The sequence below is a fragment of the Kocuria sabuli genome, assembly GCF_040981185.1.
Taxonomy (GTDB): domain Bacteria; phylum Actinomycetota; class Actinomycetes; order Actinomycetales; family Micrococcaceae; genus Kocuria; species Kocuria sabuli.
Genome location: NZ_JAVHZE010000009.1, coordinates 80,329 through 100,421 on the forward strand (window position 1 = coordinate 80,329; position 20,093 = coordinate 100,421).

The 20,093-nt window shown below is 67.3% G+C and carries 17 protein-coding genes, 2 pseudogenes and 1 riboswitch; of the genes and pseudogenes, 10 read left to right on the top strand and 9 right to left on the bottom strand.

The window, feature by feature from the left end; translation table 11 throughout:
- Nucleotides 1-49: 49 nt before the first annotated feature.
- Entirely contained in the window at nt 50-2,959 is a 2,910-nt protein-coding gene (locus tag RE027_RS10600) for an AfsR/SARP family transcriptional regulator (RefSeq protein ID WP_368808229.1), read from the bottom strand.
- Nucleotides 2,960-3,063: 104 nt separating this feature from the next.
- Here RE027_RS10600 and RE027_RS10605 point away from each other — a divergent pair, with 104 nt between their 5' ends.
- Both RE027_RS10605 and RE027_RS10610 read left to right on the top strand, forming a co-directional pair.
- Nucleotides 3,064-4,119 carry a methyltransferase gene (locus RE027_RS10605; RefSeq protein ID WP_368808230.1) on the top strand — a complete coding sequence of 352 codons (1,056 nt, stop codon included), beginning with the start codon at nt 3,064-3,066 and terminating at the stop codon, nt 4,117-4,119.
- 55 nt (nt 4,120-4,174) lie between these two features.
- Complete coding sequence (locus tag RE027_RS10610; protein WP_368808231.1) at nt 4,175-5,302, top strand: flavin-containing monooxygenase; 1,128 nt, start codon at nt 4,175-4,177, stop codon at nt 5,300-5,302.
- A gap of 912 nt (nt 5,303-6,214) precedes the next feature.
- On the opposite strand, the gene RE027_RS10615 is transcribed toward RE027_RS10610, so the two are convergent.
- The 5 genes from RE027_RS10615 to RE027_RS10635 all read right to left on the bottom strand — a co-directional run bounded on the left by RE027_RS10615 (nt 6,215) and on the right by RE027_RS10635 (nt 11,148).
- Nucleotides 6,215-8,173: a protein kinase domain-containing protein gene (locus RE027_RS10615; RefSeq protein WP_368808232.1), complete on the bottom strand. Its 1,959-nt coding sequence runs from the start codon at nt 8,171-8,173 to the stop codon at nt 6,215-6,217.
- Nucleotides 8,170-8,976, bottom strand: a complete 807-nt coding sequence (locus tag RE027_RS10620) for a PP2C family serine/threonine-protein phosphatase (RefSeq protein ID WP_368808234.1) — start codon at nt 8,974-8,976, stop codon at nt 8,170-8,172. Before RE027_RS10620 ends, RE027_RS10615 begins: the two co-directional genes overlap by 4 nt.
- Complete coding sequence (locus tag RE027_RS10625) at nt 8,973-9,647, bottom strand: vWA domain-containing protein (RefSeq protein ID WP_368808235.1); 675 nt, start codon at nt 9,645-9,647, stop codon at nt 8,973-8,975. The genes RE027_RS10620 and RE027_RS10625 overlap by 4 nt, the downstream gene beginning before the upstream one ends.
- A 205-nt stretch (nt 9,648-9,852) precedes the next feature.
- Complete coding sequence (locus tag RE027_RS10630; protein WP_368808236.1) at nt 9,853-10,476, bottom strand: hypothetical protein; 624 nt, start codon at nt 10,474-10,476, stop codon at nt 9,853-9,855.
- A 372-nt stretch (nt 10,477-10,848) separates the two neighbouring features.
- Nucleotides 10,849-11,148 carry a restriction endonuclease gene (locus tag RE027_RS10635; RefSeq protein WP_368808237.1) on the bottom strand — a complete coding sequence of 100 codons (300 nt, stop codon included), beginning with the start codon at nt 11,146-11,148 and terminating at the stop codon, nt 10,849-10,851.
- A gap of 188 nt (nt 11,149-11,336) precedes the next feature.
- Here RE027_RS10635 and RE027_RS10640 point away from each other — a divergent pair, with 188 nt between their 5' ends.
- From RE027_RS10640 to RE027_RS10675, 8 genes and pseudogenes are all read left to right on the top strand, one after another.
- Complete coding sequence (locus RE027_RS10640) at nt 11,337-12,065, top strand: hypothetical protein (protein WP_368808238.1); 729 nt, start codon at nt 11,337-11,339, stop codon at nt 12,063-12,065.
- Between the two features lie 177 nt (nt 12,066-12,242).
- Nucleotides 12,243-13,397 carry an ATP/GTP-binding protein gene (locus tag RE027_RS10645; protein ID WP_368808239.1) on the top strand — a complete coding sequence of 385 codons (1,155 nt, stop codon included), beginning with the start codon at nt 12,243-12,245 and terminating at the stop codon, nt 13,395-13,397.
- Complete coding sequence (locus RE027_RS10650) at nt 13,397-13,765, top strand: hypothetical protein (RefSeq protein ID WP_368808240.1); 369 nt, start codon at nt 13,397-13,399, stop codon at nt 13,763-13,765. Before RE027_RS10645 ends, RE027_RS10650 begins: the two co-directional genes overlap by 1 nt.
- Entirely contained in the window at nt 13,689-13,976 is a 288-nt protein-coding gene (locus tag RE027_RS10655) for a maleylpyruvate isomerase N-terminal domain-containing protein (protein WP_368808241.1), read from the top strand. The genes RE027_RS10650 and RE027_RS10655 overlap by 77 nt, the downstream gene beginning before the upstream one ends.
- 69 nt (nt 13,977-14,045) lie before the next feature.
- Complete coding sequence (locus RE027_RS10660) at nt 14,046-14,246, top strand: hypothetical protein (RefSeq protein WP_368808242.1); 201 nt, start codon at nt 14,046-14,048, stop codon at nt 14,244-14,246.
- A 634-nt stretch (nt 14,247-14,880) separates the two neighbouring features.
- Nucleotides 14,881-15,067: riboswitch (cyclic di-AMP (ydaO/yuaA leader) on the top strand.
- 116 nt (nt 15,068-15,183) lie between these two features.
- Nucleotides 15,184-15,573, top strand: a pseudogene (locus RE027_RS10665) (NlpC/P60 family protein); the annotation flags it as partial.
- A 260-nt stretch (nt 15,574-15,833) separates the two neighbouring features.
- Nucleotides 15,834-16,169: a hypothetical protein gene (locus RE027_RS10670; RefSeq protein WP_368808243.1), complete on the top strand. Its 336-nt coding sequence runs from the start codon at nt 15,834-15,836 to the stop codon at nt 16,167-16,169.
- Nucleotides 16,170-16,733, top strand: coding sequence for a DUF6036 family nucleotidyltransferase (locus RE027_RS10675; RefSeq protein WP_368808244.1), 564 nt, complete (start codon nt 16,170-16,172; stop codon nt 16,731-16,733).
- Nucleotides 16,734-17,260: 527 nt separating this feature from the next.
- Here RE027_RS10675 and RE027_RS10680 read toward each other — a convergent pair.
- The 3 genes and pseudogenes from RE027_RS10680 to RE027_RS10690 form a co-directional block, all read right to left on the bottom strand.
- Nucleotides 17,261-18,097: a hypothetical protein gene (locus RE027_RS10680; protein ID WP_368808302.1), complete on the bottom strand. Its 837-nt coding sequence runs from the start codon at nt 18,095-18,097 to the stop codon at nt 17,261-17,263.
- A gap of 390 nt (nt 18,098-18,487) precedes the next feature.
- Nucleotides 18,488-18,766 (bottom strand): annotated as a pseudogene (locus tag RE027_RS10685) (DnaJ domain-containing protein); the annotation flags it as partial.
- Nucleotides 18,673-19,185, bottom strand: coding sequence for a hypothetical protein (locus tag RE027_RS10690; RefSeq protein ID WP_368808245.1), 513 nt, complete (start codon nt 19,183-19,185; stop codon nt 18,673-18,675). The gene RE027_RS10690 and the pseudogene RE027_RS10685, both read right to left, overlap by 94 nt.
- Nucleotides 19,186-20,093: the final 908 nt, after the last annotated feature.

Here is a 20,093-nt window from a genome sequence, read left to right on the forward strand (position 1 = left end):
CCCGACCGGACAGGAGGGCGCCGCCCGGCGGAATCCGGGCGGCGCCCTCCTACGTGGCGGCGGGCCCCGGGCCGGGGGACGGGCGCGCGCTGAGCTCCTCGGCGGTGTCCCGGGCGCGGTCGAGGACCTCCGTGCGCGGGAGCAGCCGCGCGACGGTGGCGATGCGGTGCGCGCGGTCCGCACCGAGCCCCTCCCGCACGGTGGCCCGCAGCCGCCGGTAGCGCTCGACGTCGTCACCGACCAGGCCGGGTGCCGACTCCGACGTCTCGGCGGCGGCGAGGACCAGCTCGGCCGCCTCCGGCCGCCCGGCCGCGGCGAACAGCTCGGCGAGGATCCGCAGCGTGGTCCACAGCTGCGGCCAGTGGCCTCCGCGCCGCTGGAGCTCGAGCAGCGTGAGCGCGAGGCCGAGGGCCTCCGCCGCCCGCCCGGTCCGGGTGAGCACGGAGAGCAGCGCCACCTTGGCGACCGCCGAGACCTGTTCGGCGCGGACCCCGTCGGCGATACGCGCCGCCTCGCGCAGGACGTCGGCCGCCACTCCCGGGTCAGTCGGCAGCAGCACCTCACCGCTCGCGTAGAGCGCGAACGCGACCCGGGACCCCGCGCCGCTGCGCTCGGCCGCCCGGCGGGCGGCGGCCGCGTGCTCCTCGGCCTCCCGCGCCGCCCCGGCCGCCGCGCACGCCAGCGCCAGGACCGCGTGCGCGTCGGACGCGTACGCGTCCGGCAGCCGGGGAACCGCCAGGACGGCCTGCCAGCAGCGCGCCGCCTCCTCCCGGTCCCCGGCGTACATGGCCGCGATGCCCAGCGCCGCCAGCGCCAGGAACCGCTCGCGCGGGGTCGAGGCCCCCCGGAGGGCGCGGGCCCCGAGCCGACGTGCCCGGGCCGGCTCACCGCGCTCGGCGGCGGCGAGCCCGGCGGCCCCGAGCGCCAGGGCCGCGGCCGCGGTGCCGTCGAGACCGGGGTGCTCGCCGGCCCGCAGGACCAGGCCGGACAGCACCGGGCCCGGGATCCAGTGCACGCACAGACCGAGGGCTCCGAGGGTGCGGGCGGCCGGCCCGAGGTCGCCGGCCGCGAGCGCGCCGGCGACGGCGGAGGCGAGGTCGCCCCGGGCGAGCTCGAGGGCGCGCAGTGCCGTGCCGCAGGCGGGACCGGCCGCCTCCCGGGCGCACCGCTCGGCGTGCTCGGCCGCCCATCGCCGGAGGGCGGCGGCCGCGTCGTCGTCTGCGCGTTCGGCTGCGAAGGCACGGACGATGCCGAGCAGGCGGTACCGCGTCACCGCGCCGTTCTCCACGGGGAGGACGAGCGAGGCCTGGACGAGCCGGGCGAGGCCCGCCCGGGCTCCGCGCGGCTCCGGGGCGACGTGCTCGGCGGCGTCGCAGTCGAAGGTGCCGGTGAACGCGGACAGCCGGCCGAGCAGGGCGCGGTCGGGCGGGCCGAGCTGGGCGTAGGACCGGGCGACGACGGCCCGCAGGGAGCCGTGCGCTCCGTCGTCGAGCTGCAGGCCCGACCCGACGTCCTCGAGGACGGGCCGGACGCCGAGCGTCGCCGCCTGCGTGGCGGCCAGCTCCAGGGCCAGGGGCACGCCGTCGAGGCGGCGGCAGAGCTCGCCGACGTCGCGCAGGACCGGTGCGGAGAGGGGCCCGGCCGGCCGGGCGCGGCGCAGCCGGTCCAGGAACAACTGCACCGCGGCGGCGGGAGCGGCCCGGTCCGGAGTGTCCGCCGGGTCCGGCAGCGGCAGCGGCGCCAGGGGCAGGACCTGCTCGGCGGGCAGCTCCCACCGGTGCCGGCTCGTGCCGAGGACGTGCACCCGCGGCGCCGTCCGGCCCACCGCCTCGACGAGGTCGCGGACCTCGCCGAGGACGCGCTCGCAGCCGTCGAGGACGAGGACCAGCGAGGAGACGGCGAGGTACTCGAGCACGGCTGTCCGCAGTGCCTCGGTGGCGCCCAGGCCGAGGGCGGCCGCGACCCGGGCGTCCACCTGCGCGGGCACGGCGTCACCGAGCTCGACCACCACGACCGGCCGCGCGAGCCGCCGGGACAGCTCGGGCAGGGCCTCGGCGACGAGCCGGGACTTGCCGATCCCGCCGGGACCGGTGACGCACACCAGGCGGTGCGCGGCCACGGCCCGCAGCAGCTCCTCGGTGTCGCCCTCCCGTCCGACGAAGGCGTCGGCGGCCGGCCGCCAGGCGGGTGGCACCGGCCGGGCGGACGGCTCCGCCGGGCCCGGCGGCAGGTCGTGGCCGAGGATCCGCAGCTGCAGGTCCCGCAGGGCCGGGGAGGGGTCCAGGCCCAGCTCGTCCGCGAGGGTGCAGCGCAGCGCGGAGAACCGGTCGAGCGCCTCCGCCGCTCGCCCGGCACGGTAGAGCGCCGTCATCAGCAGCTCGTGGGCGTGCTCCCGCAGCGGCTGCTCGGTGACGAGGTCCTCGAGGACGGACACGGCGTCGTCCACGGCCCCCGTCCGCAGCGCCAGCACCGCGCGGTCCTCCACGGTCCGCAGCCGCAGCTCCTCCAGCCGCGCAGCCTCGGCCACCGCGAAGTCGCGGTCGGCGAACTCGGCGTACGCGGGGCCGCGCCACAGGGCCAGCGCCTCGTCGAGCACCCCGGCCGCCTGCGGCGGCGGCAGTCCGAGGGCCCGCCGACGGAGCGCCTCGAAGCGGCCGGCGTCGACCGCCTCGTCCGGCAGCGTCAGGCAGTAGCCCGCCGGTCCTGCGCGCACGGCCTCCCCGCCCAGGACCGCGCGCAGCCGGGACACGACGGTGTGCACGGCGCCGCGCGGCCGGACGGGCGCCGCGTCGCCCCACACCGCCGCGACGAGCCCGTCCACGGAGACCGGGTGCGGGGCGTGGACGGCCAGCGCGGCGAGGGCCGTCCGCGGCCGCACACCGGGCAGCGCCGCCGGCGCCCCGGCGCGCCGGACCTCGAGCGCACCCAGGACGCCGATCTCCACGGGGTCCTGTGCCATGTCTCCATTGTCCGCCGATGACCGTGCGATGAAAGGCCCCTGAAAGCCCCGGCGGGCATCGTGGGACACGACCCGACGACGGAAGACGACGGAAGGAGACCGTGATGACCACCACCGATGCCGAGCACCTCGTGGAGCAGCGCGCCCAGGAGTACTTCGGTCTCGTCAGCGCAGCCGCGACCACGGCGATGATCCTCGTCGGCGACCGCCTCGGCCTCTACACGGCCCTGGCCGGCAGCGGACCCGTGACATCGGCGCAGCTGGCGGAGCACACCGGCACGCACGAACGGTACGTCAGGGAGTGGCTGGCCCAGCAGGCCGCCGCGGGGATCCTCGGACACGACGCGGCGGACGGGACCTTCGTCCTGCCCGCGGAGTGGGCCGCCGTCCTCACCGACGACGGGATGGTGGCCGCGTGCCTGCTCCCGGCGGGAATGTTCCGGGACGTCGACCCCCTGCTGGAGGCCTTCCGCACCGGAGACGGAATCGCCTGGGGGGAGCACGACCCGGTGGTCTTCGAGCAGACGGAGCGCTTCTGGTCGGCGCAGTACCGGCGCAGCCTGGTGACGGAGTGGGTGCCGGCGCTCGACGGCGTCGCGGAACGGCTCACCGCGGGGGCGACGGTCGCGGACGTGGGCACCGGCCACGGGGCGCCGCTGATCCTGCTAGCGCAGGCCTTTCCGCGCTCCCGCTTCGTCGGGTTCGACCCCCACGGACCGTCGATCGAGATCGCCCGCGCCCGCGCCGCGGCGGCCGGCGTGGCGGACCGGGTCGCTTTCGAGGTCGCCCACTGCCACGAGTACCCCGGCCGCGACTACGACCTCGTGATCTTCGTCGACGCCTTCCACGACCTCGGTGATCCCGTGGGGGCGGCCGCCTACGCCCGCCATGCCCTCGCCCCCGGCGGCTCGCTCGTCCTCGTCGAGCTCCAGGCCGGCGACGACCTCGCGGCGAACCTCGCCAACCCGGCGGCGCCGCTGGGCTACGCGGCGTCCACGTTCCTGTGCACCCCGAACTCCCTGTCCCAGCCGGTGGGGCTCGCGCTCGGCGGCCAGGCGGGCGAGCCGGCGCTGCGGGACGTCCTCACCGAGGCCGGCTTCCGGGACGTGCGCCGGGTGGCGGACACCCCGTTCAACATGGTCCTCCAGGCCCGGCCCTGAGCCCCGGCCCCTGGCCGGTCGGACACGAGAAGGCACTCATCCGAAGGAGAGCCCCATGGACACCGTTCCCCGCGTCCTGGTCGTCGGCGCCGGTCCCGCCGGCCTGGCCACCGCCGCCGAGCTGCTCGCCCGGGACGTGCCGACCACCGTGCTCGAGCGCGGCCCGCAGCCCGGCGCCGCCTGGACGGGGCGCTACGACGCCCTGCGGTTCAACACCTCCCGGCGCCACTCCGCGCTGCCCGGCGCGCCTTTCCCACCCGAGTACGGCCAGTTCCCCACCCGCGACCAGTACATCGACTATCTGCAGCGCTACGCCGCCGACCACGACCTGCCGGTCGAGACCGGCGTCGACGTCACCCGGATCCACCCCGACGACGGCGGCTGGTGCCTCAGTTCCTCGGCCGGCGACCGGCACGCCGAGCACGTGGTCGTCGCCACCGGCGCCCTCAACCGGCCGAGGCTGCCGGGCTGGGCCACCGGGGACGCGTTCTCCGGGGAGGTCGTGCACTCCTCGGCCTACCGCAATCCCGCGCCTTTCGCGGGCCGCACGGTCGTCGTCGCCGGTGCCGCCACCAGCGGGATGGAGATCGCCCACCAGCTCGCGGTCGGCGGTGCCGGGCGGGTGCTGCTGGCGGTGCGCACGCCGCCCAACATCCTCCTGCGGGAGCTCAACGGCGTGCCCGGTGACCTGCCGGTCCCGCTGCTCCTGCACCTGCCGGACGCGCTCGTGGACCGGCTGCTCTCCGCCCTCCAGCGCAGGACGGTCGGCGACCTCAGCTCCTACGGGCTGCCCCGTCCCACCGAGGGCGTGATGGCAGCGATCAGGGCCCGCGGGGTCACGCCCGCGATCGTCGACCCGGAGGTCCTGGACGACATCCGCGGCGGGGCGATCGAGTGCGTCCCCGCGGTCGTGGGGCTCGACGGCGACGACGTGCTCCTGGCCGACGGCCGGCGCGTTCCCGCCGACGCCGTCATCGCCGCCACGGGATACCGGACCGGCCTGGAGGACCTCGTCGGCGGCCTCGGGGTGCTGGACGAGCACGGCATGCCGCGGGACGGCACCGGCCGCGAGCTCGCGCCGGGCCTGCGGTTCGTCGGCTACGTCCACCGCCCGGGCCTGACCGGGTACGTCGGGAAGATCGCGAAGCGGGTGGCGCGGGAGATCGCCGCCACGACGTCCTGACCGGATCGTTCACCGCGCCGCCCGCCCAGGACGAAGGCGTTCCCGGCGCGCAGGCCGGCCACTGCTCGGCCACCAGGCGCCGTCCGAGCACGCCGGCCGCGGCCAGGTGCGGGAGCGCCGTCCCCGCGGCAACTCCGGTGGCCGGCTCGTGCTGGTCCACGAGTCCACCGACGCGGAAGTGCTACAGGCCCCGGACCACCTCTCGGGACCCCCGAACACCGGTGCGCCGTGGGAGCGTCCGATCCGCACCCACCACGCCACGCCCCTCCCACTAAGCGCGATATCCGCCGGTCCGGGGGCAGACGCCCAGTCAGCGGCACCGACCGGACGTTCCGCGCGGACAACGGCATCACACTGAACTGTCTATGCTACGCCGAGGGCATGGACTGGGACCGGCCGGCCAGGGCGGTGTTTTTCTTCGACGGGGACGGCACCGCCCGCGCTGAGCAGCCCCCGCGGGCGCTTCGCCGCCCAACTGGCCCAGGTCGCCGCGGACACCTACCGGGCGTTCGTGTTCATCGAAGCCCCGAACGGCACCCGCAACTGGCGCGCCGGGAACACCACGGCCACGGCCGAGGCGGTACGCGATTTCGCCACCACCACCGACGCCGGGGGCTGATGGCCGGTTACTCCGGAGGCGCGGAGTTCCTCTCTCGAAGCCCGCTGCGCGAGGGCCTGGACTGGCTGCCGGCCGGGTCCGGGGCTGCCTTCATCGGCGGCGGCGTGTTTTTGCTGTGGCGGGTGCTGGGGCAGCAGCACCCGCGGAGCCGATCGAGGGGGCGTCGAGCGGTCGCCGTCATCGAGCGAGGAGCGCGGCTCGCACTGACGGTGATTAAGACGAGTTGGTGTCGTTGACCGCCGATCCACGCAGAGGGCCGCCTTGACTTGCAGACCACCGCAACAGACCTCTCGTCAGCGGGAATTCGTTCTCATCGAGGCCTTCGCCTGCGCCTCTGCGTCGCGAAAGCGACGCTCAGCCGCATTGAGCTTAACCGACTGCCGCCCGATTTCCTGAGCTTCAACGGCGGCCATAGATTCGTACTTAACTTTCAACGAAGCCAGGTCGGCCACAATTTTGGATTGCTTCTTCTCAACCTGCTGATCCAAGGAGGCCAAAGCATCGGCTGGCAGAGGCTCTCCCGATCGGAAGACGAACCTGCCCTCTTCCACCATACGCCAAGCAACCAACCGATCAGCCAAGACAGGACCAAAGGTGGGAACCTGGAGGATTTTTTGCCGTTCGATATCCCATGCAGTGTTGATATTAAAGGACGAAAGCATGGTGACTCTGCTGGCGCCAACACCCTTTATATAAGCGTCTTCGATCAGTCGGGATTCCAGGAAACGCCTCCGTTGCGCTTCCCGCTTCTGGGTTTCAAGCTTGGCAATTTCCTGACGCTTCCATGATGGCAGTTCCTGCCAAGCACTGTGCATGTCAGCCACACGTCGCCGAATTTTATTTGAAAGATGAGCCTGTGTGGCAAAATCGAAATCGCGTCCCGCTTTTTCATACGCCCGCAAGGCGGCCCTGTATTCCTCTTCCCATGGTGGACGACGGCTGCGCGGCGCCAAAATTCCCCAAGCCATGCATCCGATACTTACCGCCATGAAGTAGAGGCCTCCACCGCCGCCTCCAATGATGCCCCCGAGAAAGCATAAAACTCCGACAAAGACGCCGACCCATTCGACTGGCCGACGTTCACTACTTGGCGGAACAACGCTCGGGGCAATTATTTTTCTGGATCCCACAGAAGTGCTTTGCGCACCCGCTGGCGGCAGCCCGGCGAAGAATTTACTAAGCTTTTTGTACTGCTCTTCGACAGAACCAACCTTGGTCGGGCCAGCGTTAACAGGCCTTGCCGCCTGCTCGAAAAGTGGCCTTCCGACAGCCTGCTCGAACTCGCACCACGGGCATACCGACAATCCTCGATAGTAGTGATGTGTGGTCGATTGGCTGCATCGCGTCAGCTCCTTCTGGAGCCTGGTCAGCGCATCAAGCCATTGAACAGCGGTGGGGCGACTCGGATTGGTGCGCGAGTCCGCAAAGGCCGCCTCGAAAAGTGCGGCAACCTCTGGCGGTAAGACGCTGAGGCCGATGGCATTCGGGGGCTTGGCCATCTGATACTGAGCCGCCTTCGCCCCGTAGGCGAACCTATTCTCGGCCACCGCTTTGTCCACCGGCATGTCCCCCGAACCGAGGAATCGCCCGACATAGGGATGCCGTCCCAGCGCAAGGAGATGAAAAATCATCACCGCAAGTCCGAATGCGTCATGGTTGGGGGTACGGACGGTCTTGTCGAGCGGAGCGCCATGGAGTTCGGGGGGCAAGAACATGGGCACCGCTACGGTGCACAACAGCGGGCGAGAACCCGATACGGGCACTTGAAAGCTGTCCACGTCAATGAGCCGAACTGTGCCGTCGGAGAGCACCAGCACGGACCCGGGATTGACATCGCCAATCACAAGACCGAGTTGATGCACCGACGCGAACGCTCGTGCAATATTGGCGGCGACATGCACCAGAAAGGCCCATGTGGCTGTTGGAAACTTTTTGCGCCGGCTACTCGGGTTGTATAAGTAATGGACGTCATCAGCACTTCCCACCACGGGCATGATGAGACCTCGGGGTTTCCCCTTCGCATCACGCACTAGGCCCATGGGTCTGGTTACGTATCGGTCCAAAGAAGAGCCGTTCATCCGAGACAGCACTTGGATCTTCTGAACTCGTTCGGGAGACATATCCCGGCTGTAGATTTTGACAGCCAACCGATCATCCGCCGCCAACTTGTAGACGGCCCCCTCTCCCCCTTCGCCCAGCTTGGGACCAAGAGTGACAGTCTTGCCCCGATCATCGACCAAACTGGACGTCATGACGATTCCGTCGAGCCACGACTGGCCAGTAGAAGAGTCAGGTCATCGTCTGCCTTGGCCTGGATTGCCGGCGAGGAGAGATACGTAGCCAAGCTGTCGTCGAGGCGCTTATCACGCCCCGGTGCTGATACCGCACGAAGTGGACCAAGCATGGACTCGAAGAACGGACTGTGCACCTGTTGCGTCTCGTAGTGCAGAACGAGATGCTGAATACCGTCGGTAAACAGGGCAATCTCGCTCACACGGTGAGGCAGCACATCGATCTGCAACTCTTCCATTGCGTTGCCGTCAGTGATGAATTGTGTTGTATTCGCGTATTCTCCTCGCTGAGGCCAGAACACCCAGTTCCACTGGTCTGTGCCGTCTTCTGGAACGACAATGGCACCATCGCCGATCTGTGCGAAAACAGACCATTCCGGATGAAGAACAGCACAGAGCACAGTGCAGGCAAATTCTCGCAACGGCACTTCGCTACTGGCAGCCAGAACAAGCAGATCCTCTCGCAGTCCTTCGATGACCTCTTTCAGGTCCCCCGAAGCTCGTCCGGGGGACGACTCCACCACACCCACGCAGCGATCCGCGAGACCCCGGACCATCAGTGCCGCACCTTCAGCCCCTCGCGACGCGCTGCCTGCCCCATCGGCCACGGCGACCAGGAGCACCTCGCCGGCTTCGTTCTTCAACGAACGGGTCGCATTGGCGTCCTGACACGGCAGATCAGCACGGACATGTGAACCGCCCTGAATCGACGCTCCACAGGCACGCCAGCCGGCAATAGAATGGTCTACTGCGTTTGAGGTCACACGACGGCCCAGCCGTCGGGCGCCGCTGGATTCGTCAAAGCGACCTCCTGGTCGGGTTGAGACCTGGACACGGATCCCATGGAGTTGGACAGCCAGGTAAACATGGTCGAAAATTCAAGCCCTCTGAGCTTTAGCGGCTGACGGGACGAGATCTGTGAGAGAACGTCGAAATTGGCGTCGTCAGTCCCTACAGCGAAGAAACTGAAGGATCGGGTCATCTCGCCTCCACGGACCCTTGAGGCAGCCTCACGCCAATCATCCGTAGGCGCACCGTCGGTAATGAGGAAGATCCAGGGTCGGTAGTAAGAAATGCCCTGCTCGCGGTAGATCTGCTTCCGCTCCTCCGTGAGACTCAGACCCAGCGTGATGGCTTCACCCATTGGGGTCCTTCCGCCGGCTTTGAGTGCCGGTGCGCTGAAGTGCTCCGCTGAGACGAAATTGCTCTCCAACTTGACGGGCCCAAAAGAAACGACGGCTACTTCGACTCGTTTCGCTGCCAACCCGTCCGAAGTCAGCTCAGAAGCGAACGTTTGAAGGCCAGCGTTGAGCTCCTCAATCGCCCGACCTGACATAGACCCGGAGGTGTCAAGCAGCAACAGACAGGGACAACGAGGTTCGGGGTTCTCGACGAACTCGTTTGCGTCGAAGGGCACCTGCGCGAAGTCATACATAAGGCCTTTATAGTCGACGCTTGCACTGGGTAGAGATCCCCAGTGTCACAATCGCGAAGGAACGGCGCCAGCTTGCATCGTTGTCATCCGAACCGTGCCACTCATCCCACCTGACGCACGGCGAGGAGTTAGGGACTTTTCCGGAGGCCTAGGCTCGCTCACCAGCTTCGGGGTATCCAGCCCAGGCCTCGAACGGTATGGGATGTCATCGCGAGCGGACCTTTTGCCGGATGCAGCCGAAGATGTCGTCGGCCAGAGGAGGGCAGTGGTGTCGGCCCATCATAGAGATGCCCTTGCGGAGCAGCCTCATGGCGGTAATGCATGCGGCGTCACGGACCAGCGGATGGTGGACGGCGAACTCGAGGAAGGCCGCTTCCGGCTGGATCCGCTGAATCACTCCCACGGTTCGGTATTCGACAGTTTCCACGTCCAGACTCGACGGCAGGCGAAGGCCAGCGACCACGTTGAGGAAGCCGTCGAGGTAGACGGCCCCCTCGTACTTGGTGCTCTCGCCGAGCACGAGGGTCTCGACCTTGTTGACGATGATGGCGGCGACCCGCTGCCAGGTGGCGGTGCACCCGGTGCTGGGCATGGCGGTGACGCACCAAAAGCTCTGCTCCGTCCGGTCCGGCGCAGGTATCACCTGCCGGACGTAGGCGGCGAGAATGTCGAGAAGTAGGTCGTAACACGGGCGCCCGCTGAGCATTCTGAAGTTCTGCGCCGAACGGTCACGGCTGATGGCCTCCGTGCAGCGAGCGCTGACGTCTGCCTGTCCATCGACCCCGTTCAGCCACTCCTCCTGCGCAGCTCTTTCCACGAAGGCGTCCACGGCTGCCTTACCATTGGCAGTCCGACGAACGCGGAGTTCCGCAGTCGGACTCCTTCGCGCTCCTTCGCCTGGATGACTCGGCGTTCCGTCTGGTCGAGCTCCATCACCGCGACAGGAGCGAAATCGAGCGCCATGATCGAGTAGGCCCACGCACGGACGTGCGTACGGAGACGCGTCAAGACGTTGCGGGCCTGCCCCACGTACTCGCAACCGTCGGCGAAGTGCAGAACATAGATCTCGCACCGGGAAGCGCCGGCGGGGAACACGTTGCTCACCGAGGACAGGGAGTCGACGTCACGGACATCCACCCTGGCCATTTGCAGGCGCTCTACTGCGGGCGTCCTCGCACGCTGGCCCTTTGCGATGCCACGCTCACACGCCCTCAAAAAAGTCCTCGTCGACGTCGACGATCTCGTATGTCTGCTTCACCTGGACGCCGACCTTGTACTTCAGCATCAGCTTCACCAGCCGGGCGCCGTCGATGAGGATGGGCCGAGACGGGACCATCCCGGCGTACTCCTTCGCGCCCTGGGTGAAGGAGCTCGTGGTAATGAAGATGCCCTTCGACGCACCGCGACCGTGCAGAGCGCCGACGAACGCCTGGATGGCCTCCCGGCCGACGGTGTTGCGGCCGGCAGAGGCTACGGGATCAACGGTTCCAGCAACTCCCACAACCGGTCGCTGACTAGCCGCTGAGACGGGCTCTGCCTCGTCATGGCTGCCATGATCCTCATCGCCGGCGGGCTTGCCTCCCCCTACCCCTGAAGTCGGACTATTGAAACCGTTTTCAATGCCGGGTAGAGACCCCTCACCTAGTAGATTCGCAAAATCGAATCCTCTACACCCTTTCGGAGTCCCGCATGTCCTACCCGATGAAGTCACCTACACCCGCCCCACGCAAGAAGCGGGTCTGGCCGTGGGTTCTTGCCTCCATCGGAGGCGTCGTGGTCCTGGGCTTCACTTTCGTGCTCGGTGTCATCGTCGGCTCGCTCGGAGGTGCGTCTTCCTCGGTGGACCAGACCGCCGCCCTCGAAGCAGAGGAAGGCGCTGTCACCAATGCATCACCTTCACCCAGCCTGGACTTCAGTGATGTAGAGACCGGCGAGCATACGGAACGCGGAACACTTCCGATGAAGCCGGGAGCCACCGCAGTAGCTTCCGCACCTGGCTATGGTGAGCTGGCAACCATGACGGTGAAGTCCATCGAGGTCGATCCCGTCTGCACGGGCTCGTACATCCGGGACCCGCAGAACGGCCACTTCGTCGTCATGGACGTCTCGGTGGAAGTTTCGCCTCACAGCACGCTGGCTGACGCCGGAGTGCTGTACGACTCGGTCAGCATGCGCCAGGGCGGTTTCCGCACGGTGGACAAGGACGGGACCGTCACCCCTGGCAATGACATCATCGGCAACGGCTACGGCTGCCTACCCGAAGGGTCGGCCATCGCAACGGACGTCCATGCCGGAGAAAAGGCCGAAGGCACACTCATTTTCGACGTCCCCACCCCTGAAGGGGTCATCATCCTCCCTGACCTTCTGGGGCAGAGCCCGGGAACTCAAGGTTGGGAGTGGGCGTATCCGGCGGAGTAACCGGCGCTCCACCTGATTCATCTTCGTTCCTATTGGACATGCCCACACGTCAGTACTGATCCAGCAGTGAAGAGATTGGCGCCACTTAGCTGCCATGGTGTTCTTCTTGGTGGACACGATCAACGGCGCGGCGGGAGCGATCACATTGCCGGAGGTCGACTCCCGTACGCTCTCTGTATGAGACGAAGCAGAGCGCTCGAGCAGCACATTGCGGTGTTTGGTGAGAGCGGTAGCGGTAAGACTGTCATGCTCTCTTCGTTCTATGGGGCTGCGCAAGAACCCGATTACCTGCGGGAGAACCTGTTCCACGTCGTGGCTGATAACTTCGGGCAGGGGAATCGACTGCACCGAAATTATCTGGGGATGAAGAATGCTGTTCAACTGCCCAATCAGAATCGCTTCTCTGCTACGTCCTACTCGTTTTCCGTCAAGTTGAAGGATGGGGCAGATGCTGAAGCAATGAAGAGCCGTCCTTTCGACGCCCTGCGCCTTGTCTGGCACGACTACCCAGGAGAATGGTTCGAGGAGGGCGTCAGCGGACCAGAAGAAGCCCAGCGCAGGATTAGCGCGTTCAGAGATCTGCTGAGCTCTGACATCGCGCTGTTGTTGGTGGACGGCCAACGGTTGCTCGACCACTCGGGAGAGGAAGAACGGTATCTAAAGTCGCTGTTCACCAACTTCCGCAACGGACTGTTGTCGCTCAAAGACGACTTGTTGGAGGATGGTAAACCGCTCAGCGAGTTCCCGCGCATTTGGATAATGGCCCTGTCGAAGTCCGATCTGCTGCCGGACATGGATGTGTTCGCCTTTAGGGACCTTCTTGTAGAAAAGGCATCCGATGACGTGGACGAACTCCGCAGGGTGATCGCCGGACTGGTGGAGTCCAACGATGCACTGTCAGTCGGCGAAGACTTCATGCTGATTTCCTCGGCGAAGTTCGAGCCGGGCAGGATTGAGGTGACCAAGCGCATCGGCCTGGAGCTGATCCTGCCGTTGGCTGCCCTACTCCCGTTCGAGCGACATGTCCGGTGGGCCCAACTGAAACTACTCCCCGGACGAGTCGGCGAAAAACTGGTCACCAAAGGCGCAGTCCCGCTCATGGTTGCGGCACTACTCGGAACCAAGAGCAAGCGGGCTGGCAAGATCGGTCTGGTATTGAGCCTCCTCAATCCTGACGTCGTGAACAATGCGGCGAACGTCGCCGGGGACAAACTCCGAGCACTCAACGCTGACGCACTCGCCAGGCGGGACTACTTGAAGGCCACGTTGACCCAATTTAAGATCGATTTGGAAAATGCAGAAGACCAAAAGATCTTTCTCAGGAGCCCCTGATGACCCTCATCTGGGCCACTCGAGGGCGTACCTGGGGGTTCCGGTTCCTCCGCGACGGGGGATACAGCGACCCGCTCCCGGTTTACGACGACCTCTTCCGAAACGTCGAGGGCGAATCGGAAGTCTGGCGCCGCGTCGCCGAGAAGGGAGCACTGCGTTTCCCCGATCCCTTGGAGCGACGGGACAGGGCCAGCAGGATCATTCCGCATGACTTTGTCGTCTTCGGCCCCATGGTGGAGAGGATCGACTCGGTCGAGGACGGTCTTCGGCTGATCTGGCCTCTAGTCGCCGATGACTTTGCCAGGGTGGTGGAGTTGCCCAGACCGCCCTCGCCCGCCCGCAGACATATGCGAGGCCATTCGTCGTAGAGTTCCCCGAGGACCTGCCCTGACCCGGCCGCTGAGGAGGGCACCGCCCGGCCCCGGCCGAGATCCTGCGTCCTGGCAGGACAGTCGGCGCCGCGTGCTCGAGCGGCTCGCAGCCCTGACAGAGGGCGAGCGCATTCCGTGGATCGGCCCGCCCATGGGGGCGCCCATGATGGCCAGCGCCCGGATCATGGAGACCTTCGCCCACGGCTAGGACGTCCGCGACGCCCTCGGGGTCGCCCCGGTCGCCTCGCACTGGCTACGGCATGTCGCCCACCTGGGCGTGGCCACCCGCGACTACGCCTTCCGCCAGCGTCGACTGGAACCGCCGGCCGAGCCGTTCCGCGTCGAGCTCACCCACGAGGACGAGACCCGGGCCTCAGAGCCGGCCGAGGCGGCTCAGCGCGTCCACGGCCCGGCCCTGGACTTCCCCCTGCTCGCCACCCGGCGGCGGCACCGTCAGGACGGGAGCTCGTCGCGGTGAGACCCGACGCCGACGCCTGGCTCGACATCGCCCAGGCCGGCGCCGGCTGGCCAGGCCCGGGGCGCCCCCCGCTGTCGACGACAGTGTGAGGAGTGGCCACGCGTGCGGGAAGGCTCTTCGAGCACCGCCCCGATGTACACATGGCACGCGATGCAGAGCACGCGCCCCGGAAGCGTCCGTAAAGAAAGCCGATCCACCCTGGGCAATCATCACGAATACAATTTTTCTTTTAGTGAACTACTGAGTGGACCCTGGGACGGACTAAAGAAAGCGTCCTTTCCGATCCGAAGAAGAAAGGCCGCTCACGTCGACGATCAAAGGCTCCGTGGAGCTTTCCCGGCAAACTGTCGCGCCATGACGCGGATGTCACCACCGGACACCCCGCTCCAGGGACGGAGCGCGCTCGCCCGCTGGCACGAGTTGGGTAGAACCGCAGGTCAAGGCAACTTTCGTCCCGAGCTGAGCCTTTTGGGGATCTCCATCGGCGCGCCCCACCAAGCAACCCCGGCTGGGTGCGGGGGTGCACGGCTGGGCCGGCGCAGAAGCCGAGACACACCCGTGATCAAAATGTGACTTTTCCGTTATTTTTCGGTTAGTATCCCTTTCGTGTCGATCGCCTCTCCGATCGGTGCCCCCGTGCACATCGCCGAATTCTGCCGGTGCCCGGGGCCCCCAGAACACATCGCTCGGCAGAAGCGGGGGAACCATGAAGGGTCCCACCCCCGGGACCTAGGGGTTAAGTCGTCAGGGCCCCCAACCCTGCGACCGGGTGTCTCCCACCCGCATCCGACAGCTCACCTCGCAGGCAAGAGGGAGGACATCACTCATGCCCGTTTTCCAGTCCCGCACGCCCCGCCACCGCGCCCAGAGCTCGTTCCGCATCGGACGCACCGCGACCTTGGCGTTCGCCGCCGGCGCCTTGACGCTCAGCAGCGTGGCCCCAGCCCAGGCCGCCCCCGCCGCAGCTCCCCAGCAACTGGTCAGCACCCAGTCCCAGTCCGGCAAGGCCGCGACCATCGCCGCCGCGGCCAAGAACCAGCTCGGCGTGAGTCAGGACTGCACCGCCCTGGTCACCAAGGCCCTGCGCGCGGCCGGGATCAACCACCACGGGTGGCCGGCCTCCTACCTGAGCCTCGGCACCCAGGTCTCCGCCGCCCAGGCCCAGCCCGGTGACTTGGTCTACTACGCCAACGGCGGCATGGGCTTCGCCCACATCGCCGTGTACATCGGCGGCGGCAAGGCCGTCCACGGCGGCTGGAACGGCAACCAGACGGTCATCCAGACCGTCAACGTCGGCTCCGGTCCCGTCTACATCCGCGTGCGCTGACCCCACGCACCAGAGCCGGGTGTGCGGTTCCCGGTCGTCCCGACGGGGAACCGCACACCCGAATCCCACCTGAGTTCCCTACACCCCTGGCCGTTGAGTCCCATCCCCGGAGGGACCCCACTGATCGGTGGAGCTGAACCGGTGACCATTTTGTCTGCAGGTTTGGGAAGGTTCACCTGAGCGCCGGCGGATGAGCCGCTGGCTCGCACGGAAATCCTGTCCGACGGTAGAATTCGGTTACTAGAAGGAGCGGAGGAGCGATGTCCCAGGACACCGAGATGAGCTGGTCCAGCCTGCGCACCCTGATGCTGCACCGGTCGCTGGTCTCCAGGCTGAACGAGGAGACCCTGTCCTCCTGGACGCCGCGGATCCTTCAGAACCTCGAGCGACTCAGCAGCTCGGTGCAAGGGCATCCGCACGTCGAGAACCTTGACCGCTGGCGCCGCATCGTGGACACCCACGATGTGGAGACCCTTAGGACAGTCCTGGCCTCTGCCGACCCCGGCAGCATTGAGATGCGTGAAGTTTCCCCAATGGGGGGCCTGATCAGCCAGGCAGAACGGCTGTCCATCCTGAAGTCGTTGCCGAGACGCTGAGTGCACCGCTACCAGCTCGAGCACGCGATCCGCGCCGCCTGCAGCATCATCCGCAGAGACCAGGTCATCATCGTGGGTTCCCAGTCAATCCTGGGTTCCTTACACGAGGACGAGCTGCCCGATCAAGCCACGATGTCCACGGAGGTCGACATCCTGCCCATCGACGACGATCCGCAAACGGTCCTCGATCTGTCCGATGAGCTCTCGGCGGTTGCCGGCGAGTGGTCGGACTTCGACCAGACACACGGCTTTTTCCTGGACGGCGTGGACGACACGACGGCGAAGCTGCCGGATGGCTGGCGCGAGCGTTTGGTCGTGGTCAGCAATGAGAATACCCGCAAGGTGGGCACCGGCGAACAGTTCACTGGCCTGTGCCTGGACAAGGAAGACCTGTGTGTGGCGAAGTTGCTGGCCTACCGTGAGAAGGACCAGGCGTTCGTCGGCGCTCTGCTCCAGCAGGGAATCGTCGACCGGGACCTGATCCTCGAGCGGCTCCTCAACGTTCAGGAGCTCTGGCCGATCGAGGTCGGACGAGCACTGGGATGGCTACGGACCGGCACCTGACCACCCGGCGCAAGGGGACAAGGTAGAACCTTCGTAGCGCTCCTCCCTGACCGATGGTTCGCAAGACCGGCGGCACCGCGCAGGTTGACGAGAACGGTATTTTCCATATCATCGACCGCTGGAAGGATTGCGACGTCACGGCCGATGAGCCCGACACCGACGCCTGGTTGAATATCGTCCAGACCTGTGCCGGACCTCCCGGCCCAGGCCGTCCCGGCGGTCGGCGAGGGCGTGATCGAAGATCCTCCACGCTCGTTCTCCACCGGCACATAGTGCGCGCCGTGCGGGAGACCCGCCTCTCTAGTTTCCCGTCTGCCACGAACGCTTGGAGGAGCACAGAGGGCTGCTGAAACGTGCTAGCGCAGCTTGGCACCGTGTCCAACGAGCACGGAACGGCCGTCACGGTTCCTCAGGAGGGCCAGGCGTCCGCTCGGGCGGCCCTCCGCCTCTGACCGAGGCCGTATCCTCGCGCCAACGAGGAGCAGACGCGATCCGGGCCGATGCACGAGGACGGGCTCTCGGCACGGTCACACCGTCGTGTGCACCAGGCGCGTGAGCAGATCCTGACGGACGATCGTCGGGGAACCGGCCGAGAACCAGGAGCCGACTTCTTCGAGAAAGTCCTGGGCCCAGGTCACCCGCACACCACGGGGTTGCCCCTGGACGAGCAGATTCGGATCGGCGTTCCCGGCCGGGTGCACGACCACCCAGGTTCGGACACGGGCTTCGGGGAATAGAGTCCGCATGTCGGCCAGGTCGGAGCCCGGACTGCTCAACAGAGCTTCCGTGGCACCGGTGGGGGCAATGTACGCCAGCGTGCCCCGATCCCAGCGGTAGTCACCAGTCAGACCGAGCACGGAGTACACCAGCGCAATCCGGCGCCCGCAGACGAGAACGTGGGGCACCGGTCGGCCCCGAGACGTCCCGACCCGGACAGCCATTCGCAGTCCCGGTAGACGGGACCTCAGCATGTCGATCAATTGGCATGTGAGGGCTGCGGCCTGTCGCGCGGTGGCTGTGGTCCCGGCTTGGACCGGATCCACGTGGCCCCAGCGGAAGTACTCCCGGATACCGGCCTCCGGGATCGGCAGGTAACGGGGCAGCGGTTGCGCCGGTCGGCGCCAGGCGGCACCGGCCACGAAGTAGAGGATCATCCCGGCGACGAGCCATGCTTGGGCCACGCGAGATGAGGGTTCGTCCGACATCCCACCCTGCAGCACCACCGCGAGGCCAAGTCCTGTCACACCGGCGACGATGTGCACCCCCGCACCGATGCAACCGGAGCGGGAGAGGAACAGCGTGACCGTCCAGGCGACCAACCAGGGCACCACGACCCACGACCCGGTGAGCAACGGCAACGCCATCCAAAGGGCCCAAAGCACCAAGGCCCCCGCGAGGATCCGTGTTCGGCGCTGTCGCGGGAGCCACCGCGGCGGACCCGGGATTACCGAAATGGCTTCGTCTACTGGGTGCCAGCTCAGCCCGTCCGGGTCGACGTCCAGCACCGGATCGGAACCGGCCCGCCCGTTCCGAGGGAAATCCGATTCCCGTGACGGCGGCCTGCGCGGGTCCGGACGCCGAGGCGTAGGTCGCCGGGGAACGCGTCCTGCCCTCGACGATCCGGACGGGTCGCCCCAGCCTGCAGACCGGCCCCACGTGGGCGATCTGGTCGGCGGCGGCTCCGTCCCTGCATCCGGGTCGCCGCCTGCCTCCGCGGCGGCCCGGTCCCTAGCCAGCACGGTGTCATAGGACGCGCGGCGATGGGGGGACTGGAGCACTCGGTACGCCGAGTTGATGGCAGCCATGTCCTCGGTGCTGCCACCGGCGTCGGGATGGACAGCGCGAGCTCTCGCCCGATAGGCGTCACGAATCTGTTGCTCAGTGGCGTCCTCGGCGACGCCGAGGATCTCATAGTAGGTCCGCGCGCCGGCCCCTGCGGTCACCGGGGAATCTCCCCGGATCGTTCCGCGCCGGACAGTGCTGTGCCGGGACGGATGAGGAGGTCGTACGTGACCTGTTCGACCTGCCACCACCCACTGGTGCCCTGAGTAGAGGCCACCACTACGACACCCCGCCGGCCCTGCAGAGTGAGAACCTGGATTTGGTGCCGAGAGATGGCACCGGAGCCATCCGTGTGGCGCACGGCTCGACCGATGCAGAACTCGGGCGAAGGAACAATCTGGGCCACTCCCAGACGAACGTCGTGCGGCAGATACGAAAGCGCGAGCCGGCCGGACGCCAGCATCGGATCCCGGGAATCCTCCGAGTCCTCTTGGTGCCGTGCATCGACCTCGGCGCCGAGACCGGACAGGGCGTCGTCCCGCACGTCACCCACAGTACGTTGCGGCAGGGCGGAGGCATCGAGCACGTCAACCGCGTGCTGGGTCCAGCGTCCCGCGCGCGTGAACTTTCCGTCAGGCCGAGCGCGGAGACCCAAATGGCTTTCGATCATCACCAATCCGTCCCGCTGAGCCAACCACCCGATTCGGCGCTGCACGAACCGCGGAGGGCCTGCGGTACCGCCGACCCTCCGGACCCCGGCAAGTTCAACTACAACACTGCCGATCGCGGGTCCGCCACCCGATGGAAGGACTGCCCCTAAGTCGTCCAGGGTTAGGACCTCGCCGTCCCACACCTGGCCGTCCTGCACGCTACGGCCAGCCCCAGCCAGTTGCCGGTCCCGCCCCTGTGGACGGGCCAGAGTTCCCCCGGCATACTGCTCGACGTTCCTGTCCACGTTGTTGCTCCTCTGCCGCGCTCTCACCGGCCAGTCCCATGCATCTGCGCTATTCCCACCGTAGCGGCCTCGGACGACACCCTGAGAGAGCATCCTCCATGAAGCGCTCGTCGTTGACGACGACACAGGCCCATGATCCCCGGCCCTACTGATCCCGACAGCGACGAGTTGTGCTGCAGCCACCACTGGACATTGCCGCGCCGATCCCTGGCGACCAGTCCTCCGTACGCGGTGGCGCAGACGGCGGCCAGAACCCGTCCCGCGGTCGACCGCCCGGAAGAGGGCTGGGATCCGATGACCAGCAGCATCTCCAACAGAACAGCGAGCATATGCAAGGATCGGACGCACACAGCGATAAGAGTTTGTCCAGGTGCCCTCCAGTCAGACTGGAAGGCACTGCGGATGACAGCGTTGGCGGCGGGATCGTCAGGCAGAGCTTGCTGCCCCGGAGCGGCGTCGAGTTCGACATCGTCATCAAGAAGCTTGGTGTCGATCTCAAGAAACCCCTCTTTGGGGGTCAACGCCGCGCAACCGGATCCTGGACGACCTGCTCGAGGCCGCCGAGTGATGGTACGCAACTCGGCAAGGACGGACCATGGGCCGTGCCGGCCGGACGAGTCGGT